The sequence below is a fragment of the Polaromonas sp. P1_G1 genome, from assembly GCF_056405595.1.
This window is the reverse complement of the sequence record NZ_JBFUBU010000019.1, coordinates 40,233-54,023: the sequence shown is the minus strand read 5'-3', so window position 1 is coordinate 54,023 and position 13,791 is coordinate 40,233. Positions and strand designations below refer to the sequence as shown.

The 13,791-nt window shown below is 63.1% G+C and carries 18 protein-coding genes; 3 read left to right on the top strand and 15 right to left on the bottom strand.

Going from position 1 to position 13,791, the window contains the following annotated elements; genetic code table 11:
- Positions 1-43 precede the first annotated feature (43 nt).
- Entirely contained in the window at positions 44-619 is a 576-nt protein-coding gene (locus AC1D1Y_RS11605; RefSeq protein ID WP_477682476.1) for a hemerythrin domain-containing protein, read from the bottom strand.
- A gap of 234 nt (positions 620-853) precedes the next feature.
- The gene (locus AC1D1Y_RS11600; protein WP_477682475.1) at positions 854-1,111 is read right to left on the bottom strand and encodes a hypothetical protein; all 258 of its coding nucleotides are present in this window, start codon (positions 1,109-1,111) and stop codon (positions 854-856) included.
- Between the two features lie 127 nt (positions 1,112-1,238).
- Here AC1D1Y_RS11600 and AC1D1Y_RS11595 point away from each other — a divergent pair, with 127 nt between their 5' ends.
- Positions 1,239-1,835: a 3'-5' exonuclease gene (locus AC1D1Y_RS11595; protein ID WP_477682474.1), complete on the top strand. Its 597-nt coding sequence runs from the start codon at positions 1,239-1,241 to the stop codon at positions 1,833-1,835.
- Positions 1,836-1,892: 57 nt separating this feature from the next.
- Here AC1D1Y_RS11595 and AC1D1Y_RS11590 read toward each other — a convergent pair whose 3' ends face one another.
- Positions 1,893-3,197, bottom strand: a complete 1,305-nt coding sequence (locus tag AC1D1Y_RS11590) for a c-type cytochrome (protein ID WP_477682473.1) — start codon at positions 3,195-3,197, stop codon at positions 1,893-1,895.
- Positions 3,198-3,307: 110 nt separating this feature from the next.
- Between AC1D1Y_RS11590 and AC1D1Y_RS11585 the strand changes: the two genes are divergently transcribed.
- On the top strand, positions 3,308-3,541 hold the full coding sequence (locus AC1D1Y_RS11585) for a hypothetical protein (RefSeq protein WP_477682472.1): 234 nt from the start codon (positions 3,308-3,310) through the stop codon (positions 3,539-3,541).
- 54 nt (positions 3,542-3,595) lie between these two features.
- Here AC1D1Y_RS11585 and AC1D1Y_RS11580 read toward each other — a convergent pair whose 3' ends face one another.
- From AC1D1Y_RS11580 to AC1D1Y_RS11570, 3 genes are all read right to left on the bottom strand, one after another.
- Positions 3,596-4,867 carry an aKG-HExxH-type peptide beta-hydroxylase gene (locus AC1D1Y_RS11580; RefSeq protein ID WP_477682471.1) on the bottom strand — a complete coding sequence of 424 codons (1,272 nt, stop codon included), beginning with the start codon at positions 4,865-4,867 and terminating at the stop codon, positions 3,596-3,598.
- Positions 4,821-6,014, bottom strand: coding sequence for a radical SAM protein (locus AC1D1Y_RS11575; protein WP_477682470.1), 1,194 nt, complete (start codon positions 6,012-6,014; stop codon positions 4,821-4,823). The genes AC1D1Y_RS11580 and AC1D1Y_RS11575 overlap by 47 nt, the downstream gene beginning before the upstream one ends.
- 79 nt (positions 6,015-6,093) lie before the next feature.
- A complete protein-coding gene (locus AC1D1Y_RS11570) occupies positions 6,094-6,288 on the bottom strand; it encodes a hypothetical protein (RefSeq protein ID WP_477678253.1) in 195 nt (64 codons plus the stop codon).
- A 462-nt stretch (positions 6,289-6,750) separates the two neighbouring features.
- Here AC1D1Y_RS11570 and AC1D1Y_RS11565 point away from each other — a divergent pair, with 462 nt between their 5' ends.
- Positions 6,751-7,092, top strand: a complete 342-nt coding sequence (locus AC1D1Y_RS11565) for a hypothetical protein (protein ID WP_477682469.1) — start codon at positions 6,751-6,753, stop codon at positions 7,090-7,092.
- 16 nt (positions 7,093-7,108) lie between these two features.
- On the opposite strand, the gene dnaB is transcribed toward AC1D1Y_RS11565, so the two are convergent.
- The 9 genes from dnaB to AC1D1Y_RS11520 form a co-directional block, all read right to left on the bottom strand.
- Positions 7,109-8,521 carry a replicative DNA helicase gene (dnaB, locus tag AC1D1Y_RS11560; RefSeq protein ID WP_477654068.1) on the bottom strand — a complete coding sequence of 471 codons (1,413 nt, stop codon included), beginning with the start codon at positions 8,519-8,521 and terminating at the stop codon, positions 7,109-7,111.
- A gap of 180 nt (positions 8,522-8,701) precedes the next feature.
- Positions 8,702-9,154, bottom strand: a complete 453-nt coding sequence (gene rplI, locus AC1D1Y_RS11555; RefSeq protein WP_477654069.1) for a 50S ribosomal protein L9 — start codon at positions 9,152-9,154, stop codon at positions 8,702-8,704.
- Positions 9,155-9,165: 11 nt separating this feature from the next.
- The gene (gene rpsR / locus AC1D1Y_RS11550; protein WP_007871078.1) at positions 9,166-9,450 is read right to left on the bottom strand and encodes a 30S ribosomal protein S18; all 285 of its coding nucleotides are present in this window, start codon (positions 9,448-9,450) and stop codon (positions 9,166-9,168) included.
- 10 nt (positions 9,451-9,460) lie between these two features.
- Entirely contained in the window at positions 9,461-9,769 is a 309-nt protein-coding gene (gene priB / locus AC1D1Y_RS11545; protein ID WP_477682468.1) for a primosomal replication protein N, read from the bottom strand.
- A 60-nt stretch (positions 9,770-9,829) separates the two neighbouring features.
- Positions 9,830-10,195 (bottom strand): 30S ribosomal protein S6, encoded by a 366-nt coding sequence (gene rpsF, locus AC1D1Y_RS11540; RefSeq protein WP_007871089.1) that lies wholly within the window; start codon positions 10,193-10,195, stop codon positions 9,830-9,832.
- A 232-nt stretch (positions 10,196-10,427) separates the two neighbouring features.
- Positions 10,428-12,539 (bottom strand): sodium:solute symporter family protein, encoded by a 2,112-nt coding sequence (locus tag AC1D1Y_RS11535; protein WP_477682467.1) that lies wholly within the window; start codon positions 12,537-12,539, stop codon positions 10,428-10,430.
- On the bottom strand, positions 12,540-12,797 hold the full coding sequence (locus tag AC1D1Y_RS11530; protein WP_477682466.1) for a DUF4212 domain-containing protein: 258 nt from the start codon (positions 12,795-12,797) through the stop codon (positions 12,540-12,542).
- Positions 12,784-13,413 carry a tetratricopeptide repeat protein gene (locus AC1D1Y_RS11525; RefSeq protein ID WP_477682465.1) on the bottom strand — a complete coding sequence of 210 codons (630 nt, stop codon included), beginning with the start codon at positions 13,411-13,413 and terminating at the stop codon, positions 12,784-12,786. Before AC1D1Y_RS11525 ends, AC1D1Y_RS11530 begins: the two co-directional genes overlap by 14 nt.
- The gene (locus tag AC1D1Y_RS11520) at positions 13,404-13,700 is read right to left on the bottom strand and encodes a hypothetical protein (RefSeq protein ID WP_477682464.1); all 297 of its coding nucleotides are present in this window, start codon (positions 13,698-13,700) and stop codon (positions 13,404-13,406) included. The genes AC1D1Y_RS11525 and AC1D1Y_RS11520 overlap by 10 nt, the downstream gene beginning before the upstream one ends.
- Positions 13,701-13,791 lie beyond the last annotated feature (91 nt).

The window sequence follows — 13,791 nt, the reverse complement described above, 5'->3', positions numbered from 1 at the left end:
ACACCGGAACCAGCCGGGCGCCCAGGGCCTTTCACCGGTTGGATCACACCATGGGCGCATGCCTGAGGTGAAGCGACAGGCCCAGGGCCGCCATGCGTTTGTCGTTGCGCCCCAGGATTTCTTCGGCCAGCGGAAGGAAGAACTCTTCCTCATAGCGCGCATGGGCGAGGTAAGCCTGCACCAAGGCTTCGACGGCCACCAGGTCCAGTTCAGCCGGCCGGTTGTTTGCCACCGCCCTCACCGCGGGCTCCAGTTCCTTCCAGAGTGCATCGATGCGGCGGTGGTCGGCGGTCAGGCGCATCACCAGGGTCTGGACCCGGACCGCTTCCTCCCCCTTGACGGCATTGCGCAACACGGCGGGAAACAGCTCGCCCTCCTCGTCGGCATGGTGTCCGGCCACGGCGTATTTGAAGAGGCTCAAGGTGCGGGTGGCGATGGTGTGGGCCTGCGCCTGTGCTGCCAGCAGGCCCGGCAGCTCCGCGAAGGCCTGCAACTGCGAGGCAATGCTGAAGTGGCATTGCGAGAACCCGGCCAGCGGCAGGGCCAGGTCGGTGGGCCCCGCAGCGGCCGGCGATGCCGACGATTGCCCGCCGTGAAGGGTGGCGTGATGAGTGGTCATGGATCTGCCCTGGTTAGCGGCCGCACCTGCCGGATGGCAGCCCCGGCAACTGCCGGGACGCACCCACCTGAACCGGGCCGTCAGTTTGACTATAGGGACGGCCGCCGGCGACGCTGTTGATCTACATCAAGCAGGCGGGCGGCTCCCCCCGGGGCCGTGTCAGAATACCCGGAAATTTATTCCAACAGGAAATGCTGCGCGGCGTAAGCGGCATTCGCCAGGACCCAATGTGGCTCAGTCCGGCACGAATTTCGCGTTGAAGGCGGCCTCGTCCTCGGGCAGCTCAAGCGTGACCAGCTGACCCATGCGCATGTCGGCCAGCCGGCAGGCGCCGAACAGGCTGTACTTACCCTTGAACCGATAGCTTTCCAGGTCGATGAGCATGAAAGAATGCGGCACAAACACCTGGTGCAGGAAAATCGTGCGGTGCCGGTTGCGCGGCGACGGAAAGAGCTTGTAATGCTCGGTGGTGATGCTTTGGGCTGCTGCCATGATGTCGGTGGTGCGGGCTGTCCGGTGTAATGCGCTACCCTGGACTGTAAGCTCTGGAGCCCGCCACCGCTGTTTTTTTGCGCCTTCCCTTTTCCCCGTCGCCCACTTCCCTTTTGCATGGAACCCTATGACCGAGCGCTATCCCACCCCCGACAAGGAAGCCATCGCCCTGCTGGAGCCCTTCGAGCGGCTGGGCCTGGACCAGATCGAGGTGGTCTCCACGCCCGCCCGGGCAGCCCAGGCGCTCAAGGATCTCACAGGCGCCACTGTGCTGGGCTTTGATACCGAATCCAAACCCACCTTCGCCAAAAACGAAGCCTCCGAAGGCCCGCACATCGTGCAGCTCTCGGCTCTGGACAAGGCCTGGATTTTTCAGCTCGAAGACGCCGAATGCCGCCGCGCGGTCGGCCTGGTGCTCAGTTCGCCCGCTGTCATCAAAGCCGGCTTCGGCCTGGGCGACGACCAGCGCCGCATCATCCGCAAGCTGGGCGTGGACCTGCAAGGCGTGCTGGACCTGAACGTGGTCTTCCGTGAACGCGGTTACCGCAAGGACATGGGCGTGCGCGGCGCAGTGGCCGTGGTGTTCAACAAGCGCTTCCTCAAATCCAAAAAAGCGGCGACCTCCAACTGGGCCAATGAACGGCTCACGGAAGCGCAAATCGTCTACGCTGCCAATGATGCCTACGGGGCGCTGCGGGTGTACAAGGCGCTGGGGCTACCGTAAAGCCATTCGCTCATCAGCTTCAAGCGTACCCTCTCTCGTTGAATGCTGATCACCCTTCTACCTGCGACGGGCTTGAACCTCTTCAGGCGTCACGAATTCAACCAGATGGCTGGTGAATTTGAAACGCACGTAGTTAATGACCTCGGCGATTTCTTCGTTGGGCAGCATGGTCCAGCTGGGCATGCCGCCGGTTTTTGAGCCATTCAGCATGATTCCGATGGCGCTGTCGTTTTTGGCGAGCGTGGAGGCATTGCCCAGGTCTGGAATGGGCCCGGCTCCACGGCCATTGGCCTGATGGCAGGCGGCGCAGTTGGCCTGGTAGGTGCGCTCACCCAACCCCATTTTCTGGTTGGCATTCATCGCGTAATAAGGAACAGCAGGGGGTCGGGGAATGGCTGCCCTCGGCGGAACGAGCTTGAAGCTGACGGTACCGGGGTGCCCGGTCGGCAGAGGCGGCTCCGCGAATTTACCCCCTGCGGTGTTCGCCAGATAGGCCACCGCCCTGGCCAGCTCCAGTTCCTGAAAGTCACCGCCCGCCTGGGAAGGCATGACACCCTTGCCCTTGAGAGTGGACTGAAGCATGGAAGCAAAACCCAACCGGATACGTGGCGCCCAGGCGGCGACGTCGCCCTGTTTTGGCGAACCGGCGATGCCGCTGGCATGGCAGGCCACGCACTGCGCGCGATAAACTTCTTCGCCGCTCACGACATTACGCGTGCGCATCTGGGCCGGGGCCTCAGTCGCGGCAATGGCAGCACCTTTCACCGGAGGGTTAAGCCGGTCGGCCATCTCCAGCGCGCGTTTTGCCCCCGCAGGGCTGAACATGCCCTTGGTCACTTTGTCGCGGATGCTTTGGGCCAGAAGTCCCAACATGGTGTTCGTCAAACCCTTGAGGCTCTCGATCAGCTTCTGCATCGCCGCCTGTTCTTCCGTGGAACCAGTGGACGCTGGCAGGGATGTCTGGGCGGTCGTTCGGGCGCCGCGCTCAACAACCAGCACACTCCAGTTGAGCGCGTCCAGATACTCTTCCTCATAGGCTCGAGGATTGGCGGCAAACGCTTTTTCGTAGCGAGCCAGCAAGGGCTGTATCAGTTTGGGGACCTCGGGCTCAGCGGCGTTTTTTGCCAGTCCGTCGAGGTATTCGTCGACAATGCCTGATGCCCGGGCGGGATCCAGCAGCTTGCGCAAATTCGCGCCGTTTTCAGGATCCGAATACTTGACTGGCGGCTCCGGCAGCAACACCTGCCGGCTTTCAAAAGCCAACAACTCGGATGAAAACGTACGCAGGTTTTCACCGGCCCATGCCAGGTTGTACAAACCCGCCCCCAGAACGCCGACAACCAGCAAGGTCAAACGCAACATCGTGGCCCCTCCTTCTTGTTTGGTATGCATTATCCGGGCACGCATCGCGCCAACGCATAGCATGGCATACCGGGAGCACCGATTACATTATTCCCATCAAGGAAATTTTCATGAAAAACCCGTACCTGTTGTCTTTTGTGTTGCTTGCCGCCGCCCTGCTCTCCGGTTGCGCCGCCGAGCTGCTCAGCAATACCGAAAAACTGATCATCGTCAAAGGCCGCCCTTCGCAGCTCGCTGACGCCTCGGAGATCGCCGAAACCCAGTGCCAGAAGCGCGGCGGCCAGCATGCCCGGCTGATCACCAAGCCGGCCGAAGGCCAGTACGGCTTTGAATGCGTGCGCTGAGCAGCCCTTCCCTCTGATTCGGCCTTGACCCTCCAAGGCCCGAGGGCCGGCCGGTCAGGTGTCGCGCAAGGCGGCCTCGGCCCAGCGCAGAAAGCCCTGCCCTGCCTCGGTGAAGTGAGCGTGCCCGCGCAAGAGCTCAAATCCTTCGCGCGCCTGGGCCCGCAACTCGTTCAGGCGGGCGGCGGCTTCGCACCGCTCCGCGGCATCAAGGCCGTTGCCCTCCAGGTAACGGACCAGCGCCATGACGCAGTGCAGGTGCACATACACTCCCTCGAAGATGCCAACCACAGGGCGAGGGTCGGTACGCCAGCCGACGCGAAAGCGCGCGCGGGTCTGTCCGGCTTGCAGCAGCGGAACGGCCTCCTCGACGTAGCGCAGCTTGACGTGGCTGTGCTCATGCACCAGGCTCTCGAGGGTGCGCAGGGTGCTGGATGGATGGATCCATGCCGCACCCTGCATGGATGAGATCGTGAATCCCTCCATCTGCCAGCCTGGCGGCGGCATGCGCGGCACCACGACACGCATCATGCAGCGCCAGTCCTCGTACTCCTCAGGCCAGGTCGACAGCAGGGCTTGCGCCGCTTCGACGACGGGACGATGGCGGCCCTGCGGGTAGGAACGCTCCCGCGCGTCGATTTCCTGCTCGCGCACGGCACTGCCACGCTCGGGTGTGCGTGTCTCGTCGAGCGACACCCGCAGGCCCGGCAAGTCGTTGCGGACAACGATGTTGGATCGCGGCAGCACCGCCTCCGTCGGGACCAGGCATGAGCTCAGCGTCTGGACGCCCGAGCTCGGGCGGCTCAGTTGCACCCATGCCCCTTTGCGCCTGCATTGCCAGCCGCCGTCCGGGTAGCCGGCCGGCAGCTCGACGCTGCTGGTGCAATCCCAGGTTTCTATGCGACCATCGCGCGCCATCAACACCCTGGCGCGCGGCGACGTTTCGGTGAAGCCCGGCACGTAATTGGCGACCGCCGCGAGCAGCGGCTCGAGGGCCGTCGGCGGTGCGCCCTCGATCAGCGCACGCCCCGTCGCGTGCAGCCAGCGGCGATACAGAGGCGACGATCCGATGGCGATGCGTTCATGCACCAACAGCGCTTCGAGGTCGACCGCAGCCTGTTCCCAACGTTCGCGGTGCGCAGCCAGCGCCGGCGAAGTCCGCACGATGTCGGCCAGGGCCCGGAAGTCATCCAGGCGGTCGAATGCCGAAGCGCCGACCAGTTCGGCCGTGATGACGGCGTCCGGCATCAGGGCGAGTTCGACGAAATCGGCGGACTGCAGCTCAGGCCTGGAGGCCTGCGGCGGCATTTGCTGGGTCACTGTGGACATGGGTATCTCGCTGTTGAAGTGAGGATTCGATGAGGCCGAGGGCAGTGTCAAAAAAATGCATCTGGTCCGCGCACAGCACGGACTCGCGGGGCGAGATGCCGTCGCTGGCGTCGCTGCGGCCGGGCAGGAAACCACCACCGCAGACCCGGCGGTGGCGGCAGCCTCCACATTTCGCGGGAAGTTCGGCGCGCAGGTTGAGCAGCCGGGCGAACAGCGGATCGCCGGCCAGCACGGCAATGCCGTCCGTATCAATATGAAAGGGCGTGCTGGCCGAGCCGTCGCCCGCCACGCGCAGGTAGTCGGGGTATTCGTAGCTGCCGTCGGTATTGACGACGAACATGTTGTAGCTATCGTTCACCAGGGCATCGATATGACCCTGCCCTCCCAGCGCGACGTGCAGCAGATTGTTGAAGAGCCGTATGGTGAGGCCCGGATCATCCAGTGCCCACCAGGCGCGGAACAGATCCGCAAACCAGGCGCCGTAGCGCGGCTCGGCGGCATAAGCGCGCGAAGCGCCCAGCGGCCATGGAGGGTTCCGCCAATTGAACTCGATGGGCCACAACACATCGACCTTTGGAACCGGCAGGCTGCGCACCCAGGCGAGGAAGTCGGGMGGCGACAACGAAGGGTTGGCCACCGAAAGGAAACCACCGATCAGGGCGCCGTCACCGTCATCCAGCATGCGATTGATGTTGGCCATGACGCGCTCATAAGTGCCGCGGCCGAGCTTGTCAACGCGCGCGGCATCGTTCACCTCGCGCGGGCCGTCGAGGCTGACGCCGAGCGACACCCGGTGCTCGCGAAACAGCGCGAGCAATTCCGGGTTGACCGGCTGCACCAGGTTGGTCTGCACAGCGACATCGAGATGCCACCCCTGGTCGCGGCGCCGCTCGACCGCTGAAAGCAGCGCGGCAAAGCTGGCATCTGGCCAGAGCATGGGCTCACCGCCATGCAAGACGATAGAGAAAGGTTCGGGCTCGCCCGGTGGATAGTAGTCGCAGATGCGGTCCAGCAGGCGCAAGGCGGTGTGCAGCAGCATGCGCGCCGGCATGCGCTTGAAGGTCTGGTCCGCCTGGTTGAACATATAGCAGTAGGTGCAATCGATGTCACATACCGCGGTCAGCTTGACGATGGACGAGCGAAACATTGTGGAAGCAAAGATGGAGCCGGGGCCGGGACGGGGCACGCGAGACGGACTCGCGCACCCCGCGGCGGCTAGCCGGCAGTTACCACTTCAGGCCGAACACGATGCTGATCGCGGCGGGGTTGAACCCTGGGCGGCCAGCGAGCTGGGCAATCGCGGTTTCAAGAATGCGGCCTTCCACGACCTTCTGGTTGAGTGAGTGCACGTCCCCTTTGAAATTGGATGTCAGGTTACGCGGCAGGGCATGGGCTTCCGCGTTGTTCGAGGTGGTAGTCATAAGAATTTTCCTTATAGGTTGGTTAACAACTTCACACTTCAAGCGACGGTTCGGGTGCCGGCGAAACGACCGGACGAAACAAGCTTTGCATCCAGACGAACGCTGATCGCGCCTTGCCGTCCCGGCGGATGCTAGCCAGTCTTGGCGGCAAAGAACAGGTCGAAAGGAGCGAGCTTCAGGAAATCCGACAAACATTTACCGCGAGCAGACAATTCGCGCGAACTTGCTTGATGAACTCGAATACCTTTCAACGTCTTCACAAGCGTTCAGCAAGCAACGCGATGAGCGCAGCAAGAGCAGCGGCACATAGACCGCGCAGGCCGCACAGGCGCACCGAGCGAGATCAAAGTCTGAAGGGGAGAACGATGCAGAAAATAGCGACCGAGAAAGGTATCGCGGGCGTCAGCCGTCGCGACCGATGGGCCTGGGGCCATCCAGCATGCCGCCCAGAGAGGAAGCGACATGAATGAACGCCTCACGGTTCGCCTGCACAAAATCCTGAGGGCACCCTGGGCGATTCCACCGGTTGACTACTACCGCGTGATCGGGACGGTCCACCGTGGAATGGAGTTCGGCTTTCTGGCCATCACGCGCGACGGCTGTTATCTGCAGGTCAACGGTTCCGTGGTCCAGCGCTTGAACCATGCCGACGTGGATGCCGCCATTGGCAGCGCCGAGCACTTGTCTGCGGCCAGGCCCATGCAAGCCCCGGCACCGACACCGGCACCGATGCATTCCGCCGGGCCGGTAACGGTCATACACAAAAAAAGGCGCGCGCCCGCTGAAGCGGGTGTTGCGCCTTGACGGCCGTCAGCAGACGTTAGAAATCTCCCGACGCTCCATGCGCCAGGCTTTCGAATTTAGTGATGCGGTTGATGAAGGCCAGCTTCACCGTGCCCGTGGGGCCGTTACGCTGCTTGCTGATGATGACCTCGGCGACGCCGGGCTCCTTGCAAGCCTCTTTGGTGTAGTACTCGTCACGGTAGATGAACATGATGATGTCGGCGTCCTGCTCGATGGCGCCGGATTCGCGCAGGTCGCTCATCATGGGGCGCTTGTCGGTGCGCGACTCGACGCCGCGGCTGAGCTGCGACAGGGCGATCACCGGGCACTGCAATTCCTTGGCCAGCATCTTCAGGCCGCGCGAGATTTCACCGACCGCGGTGGCGCGGTTCTCATCGGCCATGCCGCCGGAAACGCTCATGAGCTGCAAATAGTCGACCACGATAAGGCCGAGCTTGCCGCACTGCCGTGCCAGCCGCCGGGCGTTGGCGCGCAGCTCGCTCACGGTGAGGCCAGGCGTTTCATCGATATGCAGCGAAACGGTGCGCAGCTTTTCAATCGCTTCAGTCAGGCGCGGCCACTCCTCGTCGGTCAGGCCGCCGGTGCGCAAATGGGTCTGGTCGATGCGGCCGATAGAGCCGACGATACGCACGGCGAGCTGGGAGGCGCCCATTTCCATGGAGAACACGGCCACCGGCAAGCCCTCGTTGAGCGCGACGTGTTCTGCGATATTGATGGCCAGCGCGGTCTTGCCCATGGAAGGACGCGCCGCCAGGATGACCAGGTCGCCGGCCTGGAAACCGGAGGTCATCTGGTCGAGGTCCCGAAAACCCGTGGGCACGCCGGTGACGTCTTGCGGATTTTCGGCCATCTCGGTCACGCGGTCCAGCAGACTCACGACCAACGTGTCCATGCTCTGAAAACCTTCCTTCATGCGCGAACCCTGCTCGCCGATCTTGAAGATCTTTTGCTCGGCTTCGTCGAGGATGGTGGCGACGTCCTTGCCCTGCGGGTTGAAGGCGTTGGTGGCAATTTCGTCGGAAGCCGACACCAGCTTGCGCAGGATGGAGCGCTCGCGCACGATTTCCGCATAACGGCGGATGTTGCTGGCGCTGGGCACGTACTGGGCGAGTGAATTCAAATAGCTCAGGCCCCCTACCTCGTCGGCCTTGCCCTGGTTCTGCAGGTATTCGTAGACGGTGATGATGTCGGCCGGCTTGGTGGCGTTGATCAGCGCGCCTATGGCGCCATAAATCAGCTTGTGTTCAGAACGGTAGAAGTCCTCGTCGACCAGCAGGTCTCCCACCCGGTCCCAGGCACCGTTGTCGAGCAGCAAGCCGCCCAGGACACTGGATTCGCCCTCGATGGAATGCGGCGGGATGCGCAGCTGGGCGATCTGGCGATCGGGGCTGTAGCCGGGATCGTCATAGGTGGAAAGTACGGCGGACATGGGTTTCCTTGGGAGAGGGTGAATGGTACGCCGGGAGCGCAAAACACCGCGGGATAAGGCTGTGGATAACCAGGGGAAATCGGGTGGAAATACGGCGGGAAGATGTGCACAGCTGGCGCCGGCGGCCAGCCATGAAAAAAGCCGCTCGGCGAGCGGCTTTTTGAGTGAGGGAGAAAACGCTTAAGCGGTTTCGCCGTACACGGTGACGGTGATGTCCACAGCCACGTCGGTGTGCAGAGCCACGGTCACGGCGTGGTCGCCAACGATCTTCAGCGGGCCGTTTGGCATGCGGATCTGCGACTTCAGGACAGGGAAGCCCTGCTTGGTCAGCTCAGCCGAAATGTCGTGGTTGGTGACGGAACCGAACAGGCGGCCGTCAACACCGGCTTTTTGCGTGAGCTTGACGGTGGTGCCGCCGAGCTTTTCGCCCTGGGCTTGCATCTCGGCCAGCTTGGCGGCCGCAGCCTTTTCGAGTTCGACGCGCTTGGCTTCGAATTCGGCCTTGTTGGCTTCGGTGGCGCGGCGTGCGCGGCCCGAAGGGATCAGGAAGTTGCGTGCGTAGCCGTCTTTGACCTTGACGATTTCGCCGAGGTTACCGAGGTTCACGACTTTGTCGAGCAGAATGATTTGCATGGTCGCGCTCCTTACAGGGTACGGTGCTGGTCGCTGTAAGGCAGCATCGCGAGGAAGCGAGCGCGCTTGACGGCGGTGTTGATCTGGCGCTGGAAAATCGCGCGCGTGCCGGTCAGGCGTGCGGGGATGATTTTTCCGTTTTCGGCGACGAAATCGCGCAAGGTGTCGATGTCCTTGTAGTCGATTTCTTCAACGCCGGCGGCGGTAAAGCGGCAAAAGCGCTTGCGCTTGAACAGCAGGGATTGGGTATTGCGCTTGGGGCGCTTGTCTTTGTTGAAACGTTTTGGTCCGGCCATGATGGACTCCTTAAATGGGGTTCGGTACTTGCTCTACCTTGTGCAGAGCTTGAATGTGGAAAACAACGCCTTTGCTGGTGCGCGCATTGATGAGGAAACCGGTGAACCTGAAGGGCTGGCCTAAGGGCGACTTGGCTGATTGCTCAGCCAGCGTTCCGAAGGCAACCGCCCTGACCGTCAACTTGACCTGTCTGGTAACACCGGCTTCGACGATTTCGGACTCGTGTTCGAGAACGAAATTGGCGGCGGGGATTCCAGCGGGCGTGTAGCGAAGAGGACTTGCCTCGGCGATACAAGCGGTCAGTTCAACGTGGTTCACTGCGGGCTTTTGCTCAATGGCAGCTGCGCGGCAGCGAGGCGTTCAACAGCATGGTGGCAATTAAGCCGCATACTCCTGCTGTTGGGCTTTACGGGCTTCTTCCCTCTCGACATTGCGCATCATGAGGGATGGGCCGGTTTCGGCCTTTTTCTTGACCACGGTCAGGTGGCGCAGCACGGCATCGTTGAACTTGAACGCGTGTTCAATTTCTTCCATCACAGCCTGGCTGGCTTCGATGTTGATGCAGAGGTAGTGGGCTTTGGCCAGTTTCTGGATCAGGTACACCAGTTGGCGGCGGCCCCAATCTTCAACACGGTGCACTTTTCCACCGCCGGCGGTGATCATGCCCTTGTAACGTTCCAGCATGGCTGGGACTTGCTCGCTTTGATCCGGGTGGATCAGCAAGACGATCTCATAGTGACGCATAAACTCTCCTTGTGGTTGATTGAAGCTGCCCCAGCGTCGTTAAGGGTGCAGCAAGGCGAAGCCCAAGAGTATAGCATGCCCCCACGCTCCCCCACTTCGTGTGGGTCGCTGCCCCCCGAGGGGGCGCTGCGCCTGCGGCCCGGCAAAGCCGGTTCCGCGGCCCCTGCTGGTGGAGACATGAGCCCCAATCGCCATGTCTGTTACATATCCGCTCACGCCTTGGCCGCCGGCTCTAGAGGCGTTTCAGGTCCGGGTAGCGGATGTATTCGACCAATTCCTGGATTTTCTGGCTGGGGGGCCGGGTGGCCAGGCTAACCAGCACGATCACCGCAAAACCCACCGGGACACCGAAAAGCCCGGCCGAAATCGGGTCTATGCCCCACCACAGCTGCACGGGCGAGGTGATACCGAAGGTCGCGCGCAGCCAGGGCTGGTTGGTGAACATGTAATAGGAGGTCACGCCCAGGCCGGAAACCATGCCCAGCACGGCCCCTACGCCGTTGGCGCGCTTCCAGAAGATTCCCAGGCTGAGCGCCGGGAAGAAGGAGGCGGCGGCGAAGGAAAACGCCGCCGACACCAGGAACAGGATGTCCGCCGGCTTTTGCGCCGCCACATAGGCCGCCAGCAGGGCCACGATAAGCAGCAGGATCTTGGACACCGTGACCCGGCTCACGGTGGAGGCGTTGGGATCGATCATCTTGTAATAAAGGTCATGGCCCAGCGCATTGGCAATCGTCAGCAGCAGGCCGTCGGCGGTCGACAGCGCCGCGGCCAACCCGCCGGCCGCCACCAGGCCGGAGATCACATAAGGCAGCCCCGCCAGCTCAGGAGTGAGCAGCACGATGATGTCGCCGCCTATGGTCATTTCATTGAGCTGCAGGATGTTGTCGCGGTTGATGTCGGCCACCGACAGCAGGCCCGGGTCGACCCGGCTCCAGGCGCTGACCCAGGACGGAAGCTGGTCAAACCGCGTGCCGACCAGCACCGTGAAGATTTCATACTTCACCAGCACGGCCAGGGCCGGCGCGGTGAAGTACAGCAAGAAGATGAAAAACAGCGACCAGGTGACCGACTGCCGTGCCTCACGCACGCTGGGCACCGTGTAATAGCGCATCAGGATGTGCGGCAAGGCGGCCGTGCCCACCATGAGGCAGAACACCAGCGCCAGGAAGTTGCGGCGGGACGTGTCGTAGCTTTCCTGCTCCTTGGGCGTGCCATCGGGGTCGCCCGAGAACTGAGCCGCATGGGCGGGCATGCCGTTGAGCGGCTGGGTCTTGGCCTCGGCTGCCGCCCTGGCGGCCGTCCAGGCCTTGACGGCCGCTGCCTCGTCCCTGGGCATGGTGGCCAGGGCCTTGGCCGCCGAGCTGATTTCGGCCACCGAGGCATTGCCGCCCTTGAGCTGCTCCATGCGTTTGGCTGCAGCCAGTTTGTCGGCGGCCAGCGATTCGGCCGGATGGTCCAGCTTGCCGGACAGCACCTCCGCGCGCTGCCTGAACAGCTCGCGCACCTGCAGCTCCTTGGGGTCCGCGGCCAGCTCTTTTTCCTTGGCACTGACCTTTTCGAGCTGAAAACCGTAGACCAGTTGCGGCACCGGAACGCCGGTCTGCTTGACCGACAGCCACACCACCGGGATCAGGTAGGCCACCACCAGGATGATGTACTGCGCCACCTGCGTCCAGGTGACGGCGCGCATGCCGCCCAGGAATGAGCACACCAGGATGCCACCCAGGCCCAGGAAGATGCCCAGTTCGAAAGCGATGCCGGTCAGGTAGGAGGTGATCAGGCCCACGCCGTAAATCTGTGCGACCAGATAGGTAAAGGAGCACAGGATGGCGGCCCCCACACCGATGAGGCGCGGCAGGCTGCCGCCATAACGCTCGCCCAGGAAATCTGGAATGGTGAACTGGCCGAACTTGCGCAGATAAGGTGCCAGCACCAGCGCAACCAGGCAGTAGCCGCCGGTCCAGCCCATGATGAAGGCCAGGCCGTTGTAGCCCGTGAGGTAGAGCGTTCCCGCCAAGCCGATGAAGGACGCGGCCGACATCCAGTCGGCGCCGGTGGCCATGCCGTTGTAGACCGCCGGCACGCGCCTGCCAGCCACATAATATTCGCCCGCATCGGTGGTGCGGCTCATGATGCCTATGCCCGCGTACAGTCCAATCGTGGCCAGCAGGAAAGCCGTGCCTATCCACAGACGCGGCAGGCCCATGCGCTCCAGGCCCGCGAGGATGAGCACGAACGCCACCAGACCCACGGTGTACCAGCGGTAGACGCGGTTGAGCTGCGCCTTGAACTGCTGGCTGGAGAGTAAAACCCCATCGCGCGAACCGAAGAAGCCGGCCATCTAGTCCCCGTCCGCCACGTCGTGCTCGATGTCGAGCCGGTTCATGTACCAGGCGTAAAAGCCGATGATCAGGCAGTACACCAACAGGGCGCCCTGGGCGCCCATCCAGAAGCTGAAAGGCCAGCCGAAAAAACGGAAACTCAGCGCGCGCGCGAAATAGCTCACCCCGAAAGTCACGCTGAACCAGGCCAGCAGCAGCACGGCCGTCACTACCAGGTTTTTGCGCCAGTAGCGGCGGTGGCTGTCAGCCGGCTGCATGATCGGCCTCGGTCGTGGGCGCCCTGCCCGCCTGCAGCGCCGCGGCGTTCTCGCGCTCCAGTTGCGCGGCAACGCGAGGTTCAAAGCGCCGCAGATGGGCTACAACCTTGCGCGCCTTGCCTGCCTCGCCCAGCGCAAGCCAGACCTGCGCGAGCCGGTACCAGCCGTAGGGACCCAGCGGCTGCAGCGCGGTGTTGCGCTCCAGCGCCTCGGCGGCTTCCGGCCAGCGCTGCTCTTCGATCCGTACCAACGCCAGGCCGTACCAGGCCCGGTCCAGGCTCGGGTCCAGCGCCAGCGCACGTTCGAAAGCAGGGCCGGCCTCGCCATGGCGGCCGGCCTGTTGCAGCACATAGCCGAGGTTGAACCAGCCCGAGGCCTGTAGCGGCCAGGCACTGGTGAGCTGCCGCAGGCTGGCAATCGCCTCCTGCGTGAGATGCAGTTGCGCCTCCACATGGCCACGGCTGGCCAGGGCGTAAGGATCGGCTGGCCGCAGGCGCAGCATCTGGGCGAACTTCGGTAAGGCGGCCGCGCGCTTGCCGGCCGCAAGCATTAGCAGGGCCTGCGCTTTCAGGAAGTGATAGTGCAGGGACAACGCGAACGGCAAAGCTATTTGCACAGCGCCACCCCGATTTCCAGGCAGATGCGGATTTTCGCGACGGCGGCTGCAAGCCACAGCATCGCCAATACCAGGAAGGCCACCAGCGGCAGGTGGCGCTCTAGCACCACGGGCGGCGAAATCCAGCGTGCAGCCCTCACCCAGGGCCGGCCCAGCAGTTGCAGCAGGCGGTAAAAAAGATTGTTGTCGCGTCCCGCGCCGGCCAGCAAGCCCACCACCCATTGGCCGGCCAGCGCGAGCAGCGCAATTTCAGCAAGCAGTTTGGCGGTGGTGGCGGCGGCGAGCATGGCTGATGGCAGACAAGGAAAAGCGGTGCTTCCGATTGTCATCGGAGGCACCGCCAATTACTTGCCGCGAGTGGCGCCGGCCTCCGGGGGT

Excerpts from the sequence above, each read along its gene's own strand:
- AC1D1Y_RS11605 (WP_477682476.1), bottom strand. The coding sequence starts at position 619 with ATGACCACTCATCACGCCACCCTTCACGGCGGGCAATCGTCGGCATCG.
- AC1D1Y_RS11600 (WP_477682475.1), bottom strand. The coding sequence starts at position 1,111 with ATGGCAGCAGCCCAAAGCATCACCACCGAGCATTACAAGCTCTTTCCG.
- AC1D1Y_RS11595 (WP_477682474.1), top strand. The coding sequence starts at position 1,239 with ATGACCGAGCGCTATCCCACCCCCGACAAGGAAGCCATCGCCCTGCTG.
- AC1D1Y_RS11590 (WP_477682473.1), bottom strand. The coding sequence starts at position 3,197 with ATGTTGCGTTTGACCTTGCTGGTTGTCGGCGTTCTGGGGGCGGGTTTG.
- AC1D1Y_RS11585 (WP_477682472.1), top strand. The coding sequence starts at position 3,308 with ATGAAAAACCCGTACCTGTTGTCTTTTGTGTTGCTTGCCGCCGCCCTG.
- AC1D1Y_RS11580 (WP_477682471.1), bottom strand. The coding sequence starts at position 4,867 with ATGTCCACAGTGACCCAGCAAATGCCGCCGCAGGCCTCCAGGCCTGAG.
- AC1D1Y_RS11570 (WP_477678253.1), bottom strand. The coding sequence starts at position 6,288 with ATGACTACCACCTCGAACAACGCGGAAGCCCATGCCCTGCCGCGTAAC.
- AC1D1Y_RS11565 (WP_477682469.1), top strand. The coding sequence starts at position 6,751 with ATGAATGAACGCCTCACGGTTCGCCTGCACAAAATCCTGAGGGCACCC.
- dnaB (WP_477654068.1), bottom strand. The coding sequence starts at position 8,521 with ATGTCCGCCGTACTTTCCACCTATGACGATCCCGGCTACAGCCCCGAT.
- rplI (WP_477654069.1), bottom strand. The coding sequence starts at position 9,154 with ATGCAAATCATTCTGCTCGACAAAGTCGTGAACCTCGGTAACCTCGGC.
- rpsR (WP_007871078.1), bottom strand. The coding sequence starts at position 9,450 with ATGGCCGGACCAAAACGTTTCAACAAAGACAAGCGCCCCAAGCGCAAT.
- rpsF (WP_007871089.1), bottom strand. The coding sequence starts at position 10,195 with ATGCGTCACTATGAGATCGTCTTGCTGATCCACCCGGATCAAAGCGAG.
- AC1D1Y_RS11535 (WP_477682467.1), bottom strand. The coding sequence starts at position 12,539 with ATGGCCGGCTTCTTCGGTTCGCGCGATGGGGTTTTACTCTCCAGCCAG.
- AC1D1Y_RS11530 (WP_477682466.1), bottom strand. The coding sequence starts at position 12,797 with ATGCAGCCGGCTGACAGCCACCGCCGCTACTGGCGCAAAAACCTGGTA.
- AC1D1Y_RS11520 (WP_477682464.1), bottom strand. The coding sequence starts at position 13,700 with ATGCTCGCCGCCGCCACCACCGCCAAACTGCTTGCTGAAATTGCGCTG.